At 71.5% G+C, this 14,680-nt stretch carries 17 protein-coding genes; 13 read left to right on the top strand and 4 right to left on the bottom strand.

Annotated elements, in window-relative coordinates:
• Positions 1-79 precede the first annotated feature (79 nt).
• Together ACFWM7_RS02400 and ACFWM7_RS02395 are read left to right on the top strand one after the other, a co-directional pair.
• Positions 80-895, top strand: a complete 816-nt coding sequence (locus ACFWM7_RS02400) for a helix-turn-helix domain-containing protein (RefSeq protein ID WP_383254105.1) — start codon at positions 80-82, stop codon at positions 893-895.
• Positions 896-1,342: 447 nt separating this feature from the next.
• Positions 1,343-2,323, top strand: coding sequence for a hypothetical protein (locus ACFWM7_RS02395; RefSeq protein ID WP_383254103.1), 981 nt, complete (start codon positions 1,343-1,345; stop codon positions 2,321-2,323).
• Positions 2,324-2,387: 64 nt separating this feature from the next.
• Here ACFWM7_RS02395 and ACFWM7_RS02390 read toward each other — a convergent pair whose 3' ends face one another.
• Positions 2,388-2,798, bottom strand: a complete 411-nt coding sequence (locus tag ACFWM7_RS02390) for a MarR family winged helix-turn-helix transcriptional regulator (protein ID WP_383254099.1) — start codon at positions 2,796-2,798, stop codon at positions 2,388-2,390.
• A 219-nt stretch (positions 2,799-3,017) separates the two neighbouring features.
• Between ACFWM7_RS02390 and ACFWM7_RS02385 the strand changes: the two genes are divergently transcribed.
• Complete coding sequence (locus ACFWM7_RS02385; RefSeq protein ID WP_383254095.1) at positions 3,018-3,356, top strand: hypothetical protein; 339 nt, start codon at positions 3,018-3,020, stop codon at positions 3,354-3,356.
• A 370-nt stretch (positions 3,357-3,726) separates the two neighbouring features.
• On the opposite strand, the gene ACFWM7_RS02380 is transcribed toward ACFWM7_RS02385, so the two are convergent.
• Positions 3,727-4,377: a nitroreductase family protein gene (locus ACFWM7_RS02380; RefSeq protein WP_383254093.1), complete on the bottom strand. Its 651-nt coding sequence runs from the start codon at positions 4,375-4,377 to the stop codon at positions 3,727-3,729.
• Positions 4,378-4,929: 552 nt separating this feature from the next.
• Here ACFWM7_RS02380 and ACFWM7_RS02375 point away from each other — a divergent pair.
• The 4 genes from ACFWM7_RS02375 (at position 4,930) to ACFWM7_RS02360 (ending at position 8,851) form a co-directional block, all read left to right on the top strand.
• Entirely contained in the window at positions 4,930-5,982 is a 1,053-nt protein-coding gene (locus ACFWM7_RS02375; protein WP_383254091.1) for an iron-siderophore ABC transporter substrate-binding protein, read from the top strand.
• 50 nt (positions 5,983-6,032) lie between these two features.
• Positions 6,033-7,070 (top strand): FecCD family ABC transporter permease, encoded by a 1,038-nt coding sequence (locus tag ACFWM7_RS02370; protein WP_383254087.1) that lies wholly within the window; start codon positions 6,033-6,035, stop codon positions 7,068-7,070.
• Entirely contained in the window at positions 7,067-8,158 is a 1,092-nt protein-coding gene (locus ACFWM7_RS02365) for a FecCD family ABC transporter permease (RefSeq protein ID WP_383254085.1), read from the top strand. The genes ACFWM7_RS02370 and ACFWM7_RS02365 overlap by 4 nt, the downstream gene beginning before the upstream one ends.
• Before the next feature lie 102 nt (positions 8,159-8,260).
• Complete coding sequence (locus ACFWM7_RS02360) at positions 8,261-8,851, top strand: hypothetical protein (protein ID WP_383254083.1); 591 nt, start codon at positions 8,261-8,263, stop codon at positions 8,849-8,851.
• 126 nt (positions 8,852-8,977) lie between these two features.
• Here ACFWM7_RS02360 and ACFWM7_RS02355 read toward each other — a convergent pair whose 3' ends face one another.
• Positions 8,978-9,652, bottom strand: coding sequence for a DedA family protein (locus ACFWM7_RS02355; protein WP_383254082.1), 675 nt, complete (start codon positions 9,650-9,652; stop codon positions 8,978-8,980).
• A 12-nt stretch (positions 9,653-9,664) separates the two neighbouring features.
• Positions 9,665-10,564: an SIS domain-containing protein gene (locus ACFWM7_RS02350; protein ID WP_383254080.1), complete on the bottom strand. Its 900-nt coding sequence runs from the start codon at positions 10,562-10,564 to the stop codon at positions 9,665-9,667.
• A gap of 238 nt (positions 10,565-10,802) precedes the next feature.
• Between ACFWM7_RS02350 and ACFWM7_RS02345 the strand changes: the two genes are divergently transcribed.
• The 6 genes from ACFWM7_RS02345 to ACFWM7_RS02320 form a co-directional block, all read left to right on the top strand.
• Positions 10,803-11,600, top strand: a complete 798-nt coding sequence (locus tag ACFWM7_RS02345; RefSeq protein WP_383254078.1) for a DeoR/GlpR family DNA-binding transcription regulator — start codon at positions 10,803-10,805, stop codon at positions 11,598-11,600.
• A 166-nt stretch (positions 11,601-11,766) separates the two neighbouring features.
• On the top strand, positions 11,767-12,171 hold the full coding sequence (locus ACFWM7_RS02340) for a cell division protein SepF (protein ID WP_006128240.1): 405 nt from the start codon (positions 11,767-11,769) through the stop codon (positions 12,169-12,171).
• Between the two features lie 141 nt (positions 12,172-12,312).
• Entirely contained in the window at positions 12,313-12,672 is a 360-nt protein-coding gene (locus ACFWM7_RS02335; RefSeq protein WP_383254075.1) for a nucleotide pyrophosphohydrolase, read from the top strand.
• 124 nt (positions 12,673-12,796) lie between these two features.
• Entirely contained in the window at positions 12,797-13,297 is a 501-nt protein-coding gene (locus ACFWM7_RS02330) for a DUF6099 family protein (protein ID WP_383254073.1), read from the top strand.
• Between the two features lie 68 nt (positions 13,298-13,365).
• Positions 13,366-14,289, top strand: a complete 924-nt coding sequence (locus ACFWM7_RS02325; RefSeq protein ID WP_383254070.1) for an LLM class F420-dependent oxidoreductase — start codon at positions 13,366-13,368, stop codon at positions 14,287-14,289.
• Positions 14,290-14,381: 92 nt separating this feature from the next.
• Positions 14,382-14,680, top strand: a 299-nt coding sequence (locus ACFWM7_RS02320; RefSeq protein WP_383254173.1) for a homocysteine S-methyltransferase family protein, incomplete at its 3' end; no start/stop codon positions are given.

Below are 14,680 nucleotides of genomic sequence, written 5' to 3'. Positions count from 1 at the left end.
CACGCGCGGGGGCGGGGACTCCATGACCTCCCAGGTCAAGTACGCCTCGGCGGGTGATCCACACGGATACGGTGAGATCATGGAGACCCAAGAGCCGTCCCGGATAGGCCCGTTGCTCCGCGCGTGGCGCCGCCGCCGCAAGCTCAGCCAGCTCGACCTGGCCCTGCGGGCGGACTCCTCGACTCGGCACCTCTCCTGCGTGGAGACGGGCCGCGCCCGGCCGAGCCGCGAGCTGATCCTCCGGCTCGCCGAGCACCTCGACGTACCGCTGCGCGACCGCAACGGCCTGCTGCTGGCGGCCGGATACGCCCCCGCCTACCGGGAGTCGCCGCTCGACAGCGACCGGATGGCCATGGTCCGCTCGGCGATCAGGGCGATGCTGGCCGGCCACGAGCCCTACCCGGCCGCAGCGATCGACCGGACCTGGAACATCGTCGACCGCAACGACGCGATGTCCCTCCTGCTCGGTACCGTGCCGCCGCACCTGACGGCGTCGGGCGGCAACGTGATGCGGCTGATTCTCCACCCGGAGGGGCTCGCCTCGCAGTGCCTGAACTTCGCCCAGGTCCGCGCGCACGCCCTCGGCCGGCTGCGGCACCAGGTCGACACGACCGGTCACGACGACCTGCGGGAGCTGTACGAGGAGGTCTCCGCCTACCCGGCCCCGCCGGACCTCGACACCGACCCCGGCCCGGTGGACCCGACCGGCATCGTCGTCCCGCTGCGCATCCGTACGCCCCTCGGCGACATGGCGTTCTTCAGCACGATCGCCACCTTCGGGGCCCCCGCCGACGTGACCCTCTCGGAACTCGCGGTGGAGTCGTTCTTCCCGATGGACGAGCAGACGGACGTGTTGCTGCGCACCCTGGCGGCGCTGGGCGGCGAGGGTCAGTAGCCGGGCGACCGGGGGTCAGTAACGGCGCGGCCCCGGTCCGGGGTTCCGCCTGCCGTGGGGGTGGGCCCGGAAGTCCCGCCCCTCGCTCCGCAGTTGCTGTGCCCGCACCCGAGCCGCCTGCTCGATCAGCAACCCGTCCGCGTTCTCGGTGGACCCGCGCCGTCCGCGCCGGATCAGCACCACCACACACCACGCGGACAACCCGCCGATCCCTGTCAGTAATGCGACGAACGTCCCCATGAAGCCCCCCGCTCCTTCGGGAAGCCCTCGCTTCCCTGCGCTTCGGTCGAACCCGATGAGCCCACCGCTCCGGTCCGACCGGTGAGCGCCATTCTCCCCGTCCCTGATCGCCCTCCGCAAGATCTCCTCCGGTTGACTTCATACCCCTGGGGGGTATCGTGGGCGGTGAGTGGTCGCGATCCGGCGGCCTCGACGAGGGAGTGGGTCATGCAGACCGGTCTCAAGATCACGGCTTTCGCCGCGGGACTCGCGGCGACCTTCGGATCGGCGTACGCGGTCGGTGGCGCGCTGGATCCCGCCGCCGCGCCGAAGGAGCCGTCCCACCAGGAGAGTCAGGAGGGCCACGGCGCGAAGGAGCGCCCGGCGAAGGAGGAGAGCGCGAAGGAGGAGAGCGCGGGGGAAGCCTCGGAGCTTCCCGGCGGCCTCCAGGTCTCCCAGGGAGGCTTCACCCTCGACCTCGACACCCCGCGCATCGAGGCGGGGGAGCCCGCCGAGCTGCGCTTCTCCGTCGTGGACGAGGACACCTCCCGCAAGGTGACCGCGTTCCGCCGCGAGCACGGCAAGGAACTGCACCTGATCGTGGCGTCCAGCGATCTCACCGCCTACCGGCACCTGCACCCCGAGCGGGCCGCCGACGGCACCTGGTCCGTCCCTGTCGAGCTTCCGAAGGCAGGCGGCTACCGCGTCTTCGCCGACTTCACCCCGGACGAGAAGAACGCCGAGGGCGTCACCCTGGGCGCGGACCTCGCCGCTTCCGGCGACGCACGCCCCGAACCGCTGCCGGACGCCGAGCGTACGGTGACCGTCGACGGGTACGAGGTCACGCTCGACGGGGCGCTGCGCCCCGGAGCGGGCAGCGAACTGAAGCTGGAGGTCGAGAAGGACGGGAGGCCCGTCACCGACCTGCAGCCCTACCTCGGCGCGTACGGCCACCTCGTCGCGCTGCGCGCCGGCGACCTGGCGTACCTCCACGTCCACCCGAACGGCGAACCGGGCGACGGGCCTACGGAGTCCGGGCCGGAGGTCTCCTTCACCGCGTCGGCTCCGAGCAAGGGGGCCTACCGCCTCTTCCTCGACTTCCGGCACGAGGGGAAGGTCCGTACGGCCGCCTTCACCGTGCACGCCGGGGGCGCGGCTCCCGAGAAGCCCGCGCCCCAGGACGGCGAATCCGCCGACCACGGACACTGACCACCGCCCGCCCCTCTCTGCCGGGCGGGAGTCCTCGACGCGCTCCGCCGAGCCCGATCGGGCCTCAGCTCACGTCGAGGATCTTGCCCACCAGCCGGGTCAGGGTCCGTCGCTCGGCCGCCGTCAGCGCACCGAAGATCCGGTCCAGCAGTCGCGGCACCCCGCCCTCCGCCTCCGCCAGCGCAGGCCCCGCCTCCGGGGTCAGCGTCACCGCATAGGCCCGGCGGTCCCGGGGGTGGCGCTCACGCCGTACGAGACCGGAGTCCTCCAGTCCGTCGATACAGCCGACCATCACGCTCCGGTCGATGCGCAGCTGCGCGCTCAACTCCTGCTGGGAACAGGGGCCCACGTCGTTCGGCATCTTCAGCACGAGGTGCTGGGCCACGGTCAGGCGGCGCCCGGCCAGCTCCTCGTCGATCGAGCGGGCCACCAGCGTTGTCGCCCGGCACATCGCGATGTCGGGGCGCTCCTGCACCAGTCGGGAGAAGTGCCGGTCGCGGTCAACGGCTCGGCTGCCTGCCGGGAGAGGTGGGGCGGGAAGGCGGTGTGGCGGTCAAGGCTGCTCCTCCCGCGGTCCGGAACGGCGAGCCATCCGGTCGGTCGAGATCATCCGTCCCCAGAACATTTTCCCGCGCCCCCCAGCCTGGGGTTCCCGCCCCCAGCCTAGGGTCTGCTGCCCTGGAGCGTGAGACGCATGACCGCCGGCACCGGCACAGGCCCCGATTTCGGCGCCCACTGCGCCCCGGGTGCGGCGGAGGAGCGGCTCGTCGCCGGCGACCCACGGCTGTCCTTCGACGGGAACGCAGACTGGGACCGGGGTGACGGCGCGTGGCTCCCACTGCGGATGCCGGTGGACCGGCTCGCCACCGCGATGCCGGCCAACTTCTTCTGGCTGGCCCGCACCACCGCCGAGGTTCGCTTCGCGGCCCGCACGGACGCCCGCTTCCTGGAGCTGGAAGTGGAGGTGGGGGCGGACCCCGGCGGCTCGCCGCTGGACGTCCGGGTCGACGGCGCGCCTTGGCCCACCGCTTGACCGGCGGTCCCGGCCGTCATCGGATCGCCTTCCCGCTGCCCGGCACGGCCGGCGGCCCGCCGAGGTGGAGGTCGGGCTCCCGCGTCTGGGCGTCACCCGGATCGTGGCCGTGACCCTGCGCGGCCACCGGCACCTGTTCGCGGCGGAACGTAACGGGCCGTCGCCTGCTGGTCCACGGAAGCTCGCTGACCCACTGCGTGTATGCCGCCGGCCCGTCCGAAACCTGGTCCGCCCTGGTCGCGGCGGAGCACGGCTGGCGGCTGCGCAACCTGGGGTTCGCGGGGGGAGGCGTACCTCTCGACCCGCTGGTGGCCCGCACGATCCGGGACGCCCCGGTGGGCCTGATCGTTCTGGAGCTCGGCATCAACGCCTACCTCCGGGGCGCGTTCACCGCCCGCACTTGGGGCCCGGCCGTCTGCGGGTTCCTGGAAACCGTCCGTGACGGCCACCCGGGCACACCCGTCGTGGTGTGCACCCCACTTGCCGCGCCCGAACGCGAACAGGCCGTCAACGCAGCCGGGTTGTCGCTGGAAGGCGCCCGGACTCTGACCGCCGGCGCGGTGCGGGTCCTGCAACGCCTGGGCGACCGCGACCTGTACCTGCCCGACGTGCGAGCCGTTCTCGCGCCGGCCCTCGACCCGGATGCACGGGACGACCAGCACCGGCACCTCATGCAGAGGGTCGTGCAGATCCCGTGCAGATGGTCGTACAGATACTGCGCGCTGTCCGCGATCCGCCGCCCACGCTCCGCGTCGCCCCGGTTCACACCGTCCCGGACGACCTGCTGGCGAGGCCGGGCGAGCCCCAGCCGGTACAAATCCGCCGGCGCGGCCCGCTTGCCGGGGTCGGTGACCAGGACGACGTCCCAGCGCTGCCGGTTGCGGCCGGTGGGGGCCCGGGTGGCGAGCCGGAGGCACCCCTCGATCAGCTCGCGTTCCACCGGCCGGTTCAGATCGAGGCGTTTGCGCACCGCCCGGGGCGTGGTGAGCACTTCATCGGCGGTGAGGCCGAGCGCGGGCATGGAAACTCCGCCCCATCAGGGCGTCGACCATAACGATCGGCGCACGGGTGTCGTGCGTTCCGCCGTGCTCCTCCGCCGCCACGTCAGCCCCCTGCGGCAGTCGAAATATCACGGACGTCCGCAGCCGGAACCACGTCGGTGGTCGGCCGGACACGGGGCCCGGCCGACCACCGGCCGACGAGCCGTGAACGTCCCGGAACCGGGCTCCTCCTGGGACGGTTACGCCACGTCATCGGTGAGCAACGACGTTGCCCCGTAGGGCAGTACGCGTATCGAGCCTCGCTCCTTCGTGCATGCGCCGAAGCACCGTACGAGGTTCGACGCCATGAACTTTTCGTCATCCGGTCAATCATCTTAAGCAAGCTTGAATATTTCGAGATCATGTTGCGCCTCTGCTTCTGCCGTTCCCGGCCGGGGCACTACCGCCGCAGCGGCGACTCCCGAATGCCGCGCCTGTGACCGGTGATGCGGGAGGGGGCCTGTTTGAGCCGCCGACACCTCTGGCTTAGGCTTGCCTAACCTTCGTTGCTCGGCCAAACCTGAGGACCCTCCATGCTCGGCATCACCCGCGTGCGCCGCCACACTCTCGCCGCCACGGCCACCACCGTCGTCCTCGCCGTCGCCCTGGTCGGCTGCTCCTCGGACAGTGACGGTGACAAGAAGGACGGGGCGAAGGACTCGGCGAAGAGCGGTGGCGCCTTCCCCGTCTCGATCAAGAGCTCGCTCGGCACCGCGAAGATCGAGGAGAAGCCCGAACGCATCGTCACCCTCGGCCAGGGCTCCGCCGAGACCGCGATAGCCCTCGGCGAGACACCGGTCGGCATCGAGAGCTACCCGTGGGGCAGCGACAAGTCCGGTTACCTCCCGTGGATCAACGAGGCCGTCAAGAAGTCCGGCGACGAGCTGCCCAAGCAGTTCACGGGCGGCGAGGAGATCGACTTCGAGGCGATCACCGAGCTGGAGCCGGACGTCATCCTGGCCCCCTGGTCGGGCATCACGCAGAAGCAGTACGACGTGCTCAAGGACATCGCGCCCACGGTCGCCTACCCGGACCAGGCGTGGAGCACCGACTGGGACCAGCAGATCGACATCATCGGCAAGGCGCTGGGCCGGACCGAGGACACGAACGGTCTCAAGACGAAGATCGAGAAGCAGCTCGCCGACGCCGCGGCCACCCGGCCGAACTACAAGGACGTCACCTTCTCCTACATCTACAACTCCGGCCCCGGCACCCTCGGCGTCTTCAAGCCCGAGGAGCAGCGCGTCAAGATGGTCTCCTCGCTCGGTCTGAAGGTCGACCCGGTCGTCAACGGCTTCAAGGAGACCCCCGGCACCGACTCGGCCCTCATCGGCCTGGAGAACGCCGAGAAGCTCAAGGACAGCGACGTCGTCTTCACGTTCTACACGGACGAGAAGAACCGCAAGGAGATCGAGGGCCAGAAGCTGTACGGCGCGATCCCCGCGATCAAGAAGGGCGCCGTCGTCGCGAGTGACGACAACTCCTTCGTCACCGCCTCCTCGATCATCAACCCGCTGACCGTGCCCTGGACGATCGAGCGCTACCTGCCGCTCATCGACAAGGCCGTCAAGACCGCCGGCAAGTAACCCCGGCCGGGTATCCGAAGGACCAGGGACACCAGGCACACTCCACTCCCATGGCAACCACCACGGTCGCACCGCCGAGCGGCGCAGGTACCTCCCGTACCGGCGCCGCTCGGACGGCTTTCCTCCTGCTCCTCGGCCTGGCCGCGCTGGCACTCGCGCTCTGCGCCAGCGTCATGTTCGGCAGCCGCTCCACCTCGTTCGGCGATGTCGTCGACGTCCTGCGAGGCAGCGCCGACCCCAACATCACCGTCATCATCGAGAGCCGCTACCCCCGCACCGTCCTCGGCGTCCTCGCCGGGCTCTGCCTCGCGGTCGCGGGCACCCTCATGCAGGGCGTCTCCCGCAACCCGCTGGCCGAACCGGGCCTCCTCGGCATCAACGCCGGGGCCTCCGCGAGCATCGTCGCCGCGACCGCCTGGCTCGGGGCCTCCGGCGCCACCGACACCATGTGGTGGGCGCTGCCCGGAGCGCTGATCGCGGGCGTGCTCGTCCATGTCATCGGCTCCGCCGGTACGGGGACGAGCGTGGTGCGCCTGGTGCTCGCCGGAGCGGTGCTCACCGCCGTCCTCATGGCGTTCATCCAGGCGGTGACCCTCAGCAAGCCGCAGGTCTTCGACAGCTACCGCTACTGGGTCGTCGGAGCGCTCGGCGGCCGGGACTTCGAGGTCTTCTGGTCCGTCCTGCCGTTCGCCGCCGTCGGCTTCCTGCTGGCCCTGGCCCTCGGCCCCGGCCTCAACGCCCTGGCCCTCGGCGACGCGACCGCCGTCGCCCTCGGCTCGCACCCCGGGCGCACGAGGGGCGGCGGACTGCTCGCCGCCACCCTGCTCAGCGCCGCCGCGACGACGGCCGTCGGCCCGATCGCCTTCGTCGGCCTCGCCGTCCCGCACGTCGTACGGGCCCTGGTCGGCGTCGACTTCCGCGTCCAGATCCTCTTCTCCGCCCTGCTGGGCCCCACCCTGCTGCTCCTCGCGGACGTGGTGGGCCGGGTCGTCATGCGGCCCACCGAACTCATGGTCGGCGTCGTCACCGCCTTCATCGGCGCACCCGCGCTGCTCATCGCCGTTCGCAGGATGAGGGGCACCTCATGACCGTCACCGACCGATCCGTCACGGAGCGAACCGCCTCCGCCCGCAAGGCCCCCCGGGCCCCCCGCGGTTACCTGGTCGTCGGCCGCACCGTGGCGATACCCATGCGCCGGGCCTCCGTCTTCGCGGGCGTCGGGCTCTTCGTCCTGCTCCTCGCGGCCGCCGTAGCGACGCTGGCCTGGGGGCGTCTCGGCATCGACCTCGCCGACCTGCCCGCCGCGCTCGTCGGGGACGCCGAGGGCAAGGACCGGTTCGTCTTCAACCGGCTGCGTGGCCCCCGCCTCACCGTTGCCATCGGCGTCGGCGCGGCGCTCGGCCTGTCCGGCGCGCTGTTCCAGTCCGTCACCCGCAACCCGCTGGGCAGCCCGGACGTCATCGGGCTCTCCGCCGGAGCGGGCGCGGGCGCCGCGTTCTGTGCGCTGATGTTTCCCGACACGGTCCCCGTACCCGTCGGCGCGCTCATCGGCGCGATCCTCGCGATGGCCCTCGTGTACGTCTCCACCGGCACCGGCTTCCGCAACCCCGCCCGGCTCGTCATCGCCGGCATCGGGGTCGCCGCGATGGGCGCGGCCGTCACCCAGTACGTCGTCTACGCCCTGGAACGCGACAAGGCCTCCGTTCTCACCGCTTACGTCAACGGCAGCCTGACGGCCCGCTCCTGGACCGACGCCACCACCGTGTGGCTGGTCCTGCTCGCCGCCGCCCCGCTGACCGCGCTGATCTCCCGGCGGCTCGACATCGGCGAGATGGGCGACGACATCGCCGAGGGGCTCGGATCCGAGCCGAAGAAGGCCAAGACGCTGGCCGTGGTCCTGGCCATCGCCCTGTCCGCCGCCGCCGTCAGCGTCTCCGGGCCGATCGCCTTCATCGCCCTGACCGCGCCCCAGATCGCCAAGCGCCTCACCCGCGGCTCCGGTCCGCACCTGCTGCTCTCCGGCCTGACCGGCGGCCTGCTGCTGGTGCTCGCGGACCTCTGCTCGCAGCAGCTGGCGCTCTTCGACGACCTGCCGGTCGGGATCTACACCATGGCGATCGGCGGCGCGTACCTCGGCTACCTGCTGGTACGGGAGTGGCGCAAGGGCGTGCTCTGAGGGGCGGTCAGGCGGTGCGCTCCACGGCCGGCTCGACGCCGGGGGCCGCGCCGGAGCGGTGGCGACTGGTCACGTACAGGTTCGTCGACCATACTGCCCGCCGTGGAGCAGAGCATAGATTCGAACAAGAAGCCCGAGTTCGCCGCAGGCACCGACCCGGCGTTCATCCCCCTGCCCGGACTGGCGGCGCCCGTCGGTACCCGGAAGCCCGAATCGGAAGCGGAGTCGGAGGCCGGCCCGGGGTCGCAGGCCGGTCCGGAGGCGGAGGAGATCCGCGACGACGTGCTCGAACCGGGGGCTGAGGAGGGCGACGCCGACCTGGAACCGGAAGCGGCGGAGGGAGCCGCGGCGGCCGAGGGCAGCGCCGAGTCAGGTTCCGATGCCGATGCCGATGCCGAGCCCGATGCCGAGGAAGGCCCCGTCTTCGAGGTCAGCGACCGGCGAGGTTCGATCCGGGTGGCCCGGGAAGGCGTCCGGTTCCGGCTGGACGACCAGGAGGCCGAGTTCGGCTGGGACGAGATCGGTGCGGTGGAGACCACCCCGGCCCGCTTCGGCCGCAGGTTCACGGTGACGGTCCACCTGTCGACCCGCCGCTGGTTCAACGCCGAGGTCGAGGCGGAGAGCCGCAGCGAGCTCAAGGGCTGGCCGGCCGAGCTGGACAAGGTCCTGGACGCCTACTTCGAAGAGTCCTGAGCGGTCGTGCGCGAGACACCCCGGGAGGGGTGTCTCGTCCGACCGGGCGGTTCGGGCGGCGCGTCCGGCCGTGCCGCGCTGCTCCGCGCCCGTCAGGGTTCTCCGCCGTCAGGTCTCCCAGCGCTGTCAGGACTCCTCGCGCCTGCGGCCCCGGATTCGCATCGTGACGTAGACGGCCAGGGCGACGACGGCCAGCGCGGCCACGACCTTGGAGACGACACCGACGTACGCCCCGACGACGTCCCACTGATCGCCGAGCCAGTATCCGGCCATCACCAGCACGGTGTTCCACATCAGGCTGCCCGCCGCCGTCAGCGCGACGAACACCGGCAGCGGCATGCGCTCCACACCCGCGGGCACCGAGATCAGGCTCCGGAACACCGGCACCATCCGGCCCAGCAGGACCGCCTTGGTGCCGTGCCGGGCGAACCATGCCTCCGTCCGTACCAGGTCGGAGGCCTTGACCAGCGGCAGCTTCGCCCACCACGCGTGCATCCGCTCCCGGCCGAACACGGCCCCGATCCCGTACAGGACCACCGCCCCCACGACCGAGCCGAGCGTCGTCCAGAACAGCGCCGAGGCGATGCTGAGGACGCCCTGTGAGGCGGCGAACCCGGTCAGCGGCAGGATGACCTCGCTCGGCAGCGGCGGGAACACGTTCTCCAGGGCGATGGCCGCACCCGCGCCCGGCCCGCCGAACGTCTCGACCAGCCCGGCGGCCCAGCCGGCGATGCCCCCCTGCGGCTCGGAGGCGGCCGACTGCTGCAGGGTCGTCTGGGCTGCCGACAGGGTCAGGTGCATGCCTCCATGGTCTCAGGCCTTGTCCGGGGCTCCGTCGAGAACCACGGAGCGGCTCAGGTGTCGCGGCAGATCCGGGTCGAGCCCCCGCGCGGCCGCACGGGCGAGTGCGAGGCGCTGTACGCGTACGAGATCGGCCAGCGGGTCGAGGGAGCCGTTCACCCAGTGGGCGCCCGTCGCGCGCACCTGCTCCGGCAGACCCTCGGGGGCCTCGCCGAACATCCAGGTCGTGGTGCCCGTGGTGGAGATGCTGATGGGCCCGTGGCGGTACTCCATCGCCGGATACGACTCCGTCCAGGACAGCGACGCCTCCTTCATCTTCAGCGCCGCCTCGTGGGCCAGACCGACCGTCCACCCCCGACCGAGGAACGAGAACTGGGTGCTCCGCAGCAGTTCGTCGGCCGGCGGCTCGGCGAGCGCGGTCTCCGCGTCCGCGACCACCTGGTCCGTGTGCAGGCCGAGGTGGGCCCGCAGGAGGGTGAGGGCGGTCGTGGCGAAGCGCGTCTGGACGACGGACCGTTCGTCGGCGAAGTCCAGGACGACGAGATCGTCGGCCGCCGCCCTGACCGGGGTCTCCGGATCCGCCGTCACGGCCACCGTGCGCGTGGTGCCGCGCAGCCGGGTCAGCAGCTCCAGCACTTCGGTCGTGGTGCCCGAGCGGGTCAGCGCGACGACCCGGTCGTAGCCGCGCCCGGAGGGGAACTCCGAGGCGGCGAAGGCGTCCGACTCGCCCTGGCCGGAACCCTCGCGGAGCCCGGCGTAGGCCTGCGCCATGTAGAAGGAGGTGCCGCAGCCGACGACCGCGATCCGCTCGCCCGCGACGGGCAGGACGGCGGCCTCGGGGCCACCGGCCAGGGCGGCGGCGCGCCGCCAGCATGCGGGCTGACTGGCTGTCTCGGTCTCGGCATACGACACGTCTGCACTCCACGGGAACGAGGTGGACCACGGGAACGGGGCTGAGCCGGGTGATCGGGGTCGCTCCGCCCGCATGTAGAATTCTGCACGTTACATGCAGTTATCGAGCAAAAACAAGCAAGGTGCAGGTGGGTGGGGGGCTCCCGGCGGCCCCTGTGCGACGCTTGCGGCGGTCCGGCCCCCGGCGACCGCGTTCCCGCGAAACGCGGTGCCCGCGCCGGACGGTGAGGAGACGCTCTTGTCCAGGGACGCCCGGTGGGACGCGCTGCTGGAACTGGTCGGCAAGCACGGCAGGGTGGACGTCGAGGAGGCGGCGACGACGCTCGACGTCTCGGCCGCCACGATCCGCCGCGACCTGGACCAACTGGCCGAACAGCACCTGCTCACCCGCACCAGGGGCGGCGCGGTCGCGCACGGCGTCTCCTACGAACTGGCGCTCCGCTACAAGACAGGCCGGCACGCGCCGGAGAAGCAGGCCATCGGCCGCGCGGTGTCCGGCCTCGTCGCCGTCGGCGAGGTGGTCGGCCTGACCGGCGGGACGACCGTGACCGAAGTGGCCAGGGCGCTCGCGGTACGCCCGGACATCGTCGGCGAGACGACGGTGGCGGGCGGCCAGCCGACGCTGACCGTGGTGACCAACGCCCTCAACATTGCGAGCGAGCTGGCGATCCGCCCGCAGATCAAGATGGTCGTGACGGGTGGTGTCGCGCGGCCCCAGTCGTACGAACTGACGGGCCCGCTCGCCGTGGGCGTGATGAACGAGATCACGCTGGACGTCGCCGTCCTCGGGGTGAACGCCATCGACATCGAACGCGGCGCGTACGTCCACCACGAGGGCGAGGCCAGCGTCAACCGGCTGCTCGCGGAACGGGCCCAGCGGGTGGTGGTGGCGGCCGACTCCTCGAAGATCGGCAAGCGGGCCTTCGCGCGGGTCTGCGACCTGGGCCTCGTCGACGTCCTGGTCACCGACTCCCACATCGGGGCGGAGGCCAGGGACCGGTTCGGCGAGGCGGGGGTCCAGGTCATCACGGTCTGACGGGTCCGGCCGTCATGAACCAACGCCTGCCGGGTATCGGATGCGACACGGAGGCGGACTTCACCGTGTCGCTGGTACGCCGAACGGGTGAGGGAGTGGAGGATTGCCCGATGAACAGTGAGTGCAGCCGGTGCCCATCCGACCGGCTCGACGACGGGGTGGCCCTGTGAGCAGGTACGACCGGTATGACAGATACGACGCCACCGACGAACAGTGGGAGGGGCTCGCGCAGGTCGTACCGCTGCGCGGCCGCGACGAGTGGCCGTCCCGGATCGACCACCGCACCGTCCCGGACGAGCGCGCCGCCGAACAGCGCCGCCTCGTCGTGCTGCGGGTGCAGGTCTTCGCGGACGCCCGCGAGGTCGCCGAGTATCTCGTCGCCCAGGTTCCGGTGCTGCTCGACCTGACGGCGGCGGAAACGGACGTGGCGAAGCGGATCCTCGACTTCAGCAGCGGTGTCGTCTTCGGCCTCGGCAGCGGCATGCACCGCGTCGACCGCAATGTCTTCCTGCTCGCGCCGGTCGGCATGGAGGTCGAGGGAGTCACGCCCGCCGGCCTCGCCCAGTCGTAGGAAGCGGCAGCCGGGGCGGCAGCCGTATCGGACCGCCGCCCCCGGCCGCCTCCGTCCCGGGCTGCCTCCTGCGGGCGCCGTCTTCCCGGGCCCCGTTCTGCGGGCCTTCCGCTGTCGGTGGCCGGTGATAGACCTGGGGCCGTGACAGACATCGATGTGGCAGAACTCCAGCGTCGGCTGGCCGCGTTCGCGGCGGCACGGGACTGGGGGCAGTACCACACCCCGAAGAACCTGGCGGCCGCGCTCAGCGTCGAGGCCTCCGAACTCCTGGAGATCTTCCAGTGGCTGACGCCCGAACAGTCGGCCGAGATCATGGAAAACGCCGAATCCGCCCACCGGGTCGCCGACGAGGTGGCGGACGTGCTCGCCTATCTCCTGCAGTTCTGCGAGGTGTTGGGCATCGACCCGACGGCGGCACTGGCGGCCAAGTTGGAGCGGAACGAGAAGCGCTTCCCCCTGCCGAGCACTCCCGAACCCCGCGATCGTCACTCTTCGGAGTGATCGAGATATCTACATTCGACTTCGTGTCCACAGATTTCCGATTTCCTCTGGCCTTACGGTGCTGTCTACCTCACTGTGGGTAATGAATGAGGTGAGCGGGTTTTCGTACGGACGGGGGAGACAGATGGAAGCGGAGCGACTCATCGAGGCGGGGCGGCGGGCTCTGGCGGGCAGCCGGGGCGCGCCGGATGTCATGGCGGAGGCCTGGCAGGCCCAGGCGCTCGCCCGGGCGGTCGGCAGCCGGCTGGCGCTGTGCGGGCCGGTGGAATTACGGAGCGAGGCGCGGGCGCTGGGGGAGATCGGCGCCGGATGCGCGGCGCTGGACCACCCGACGGTGCTCTCCGGCGGGGCCAGGGCGGCCCAGTTGTCCGGGATCGCCGATGTGCGCCCGACCCTGGCCGGGCTCGCGCTGCTGCTGGGCGAGGCCGGGATCGCGCTGGTCGGGGTGGCCTGCGACACGGGGGAGGACGGGATGTACTGGCAGTGCATCGAGGCCATGGACGCGGCGGACGAGTCGCTGGACCGCGTGCACGGGATGCTGAGACGGCTGGCGGAGCGGGAGAGGGAGCGCGACGGCCCGTACGGAGGCATACGCGGCCCCGCACCCTCGGCGGCGGGGCCTTGAGCGGAGACGACAGGTCCGAGGGGGGAGGGAGGCGACGACCCCAGGGGCCGGAGGGGCAGGATGGAGGCATGGATCTTCGCATTTTCACCGAGCCCCAGCAGGGGGCCGACTACGACACCTTGCTCACCGTCGCCAAGGCCACCGAGGACCTGGGCTTCGACGCCTTCTACCGCTCCGACCACTATCTCCGCATGGGCTCCGGTGATGGTCTGCCCGGACCGACGGACGCCTGGATCACCCTGGCCGGGCTGGCCCGCGAGACCCGGCGGATCCGGCTCGGCACGCTGATGACCGCGGGCACGTTCCGGCTTCCGGGCGTGCTGGCCATCCAGGTGGCCCAGGTCGACCAGATGTCCGGCGGCCGGATCGAACTGGGCCTGGGGGCAGGCTGGTTCGAGGAGGAGCACAAGGCCTACGGCATCCCGTTCCCGAAGGAGAAGTTCGGCCGCCTGGAGGAGCAGCTCGCGATCGTCACCGGCCTGTGGGCGACGGAGGTCGGCAAGACCTTCAGCTATGACGGCACCTACTACCAGCTCACCGACTCGCCCGCGCTGCCCAAGCCCGCCCAGGCCAAGGTGCCCGTCCTGATCGGCGGCCACGGGGCGACGCGCACCCCGAGGCTCGCCGCGCAGTACGCGGACGAGTTCAACATCCCGTTCGCCTCGCTGGAGGACAGCGAGAAGCAGTTCGGCCGGGTCCGCGCCGCCGCGCAGGCGCACGGGCGCTCGCCCGACGACCTCGTGTACTCCAACGCGCTGATCGTCTGCACGGGCAGGGACGACGCCGAGGTCGCCCGGCGCGCGGCGGCCATCGGCCGGGATGTGGAGGAGCTCAAGGCGAACGGGCTTGCGGGTTCGCCCGCCGAGGTGGTCGACAAGATCGGCCGCTACGGGGCGATCGGCTCGTCGAGGGTCTACCTCCAGATTCTCGACCTGGACGACCTGGACCATCTGGAACTGATCTCCTCGCAGATCCAGTCCCAACTGACCTGACCTGACCTGACCTGACCTGACCTGACCTGACCTGACCTGACCTGACCTGACCTGACCTGACCTGACCTGAGGAGGTGGAGGCGGAGGTGGCCGTGAGCACCGGCGGCACGCTCGCCGACGCGCTGGACGCCGGGCCCATCCTGCTGGACGGCGGGCTCTCCAACCAACTGGAGGCGCAGGGCTGCGACCTGTCCGACGCGTTGTGGTCGGCCCGGCTGCTGGCCGACGCGCCGGAACAAATCGAGGCAGCCCACCTCGCCTACCTCCGGGCCGGGGCTCGGGTGCTTATCACGGCCAGCTATCAGGCCACGTTCGAAGGGTTCGGGCGGTACGGGCTCGACCAGGCCGGGACCGAGGCCCTGCTCGCCCGGAGCGTGGAGCTGGCCCGGGG

Source organism: Streptomyces sp. NPDC058375 (assembly GCF_042723425.1).
In the GTDB taxonomy this organism is placed as follows: domain Bacteria; phylum Actinomycetota; class Actinomycetes; order Streptomycetales; family Streptomycetaceae; genus Streptomyces; species Streptomyces durocortorensis.
This window is presented reverse-complemented; position numbering and strand designations above follow the sequence as displayed.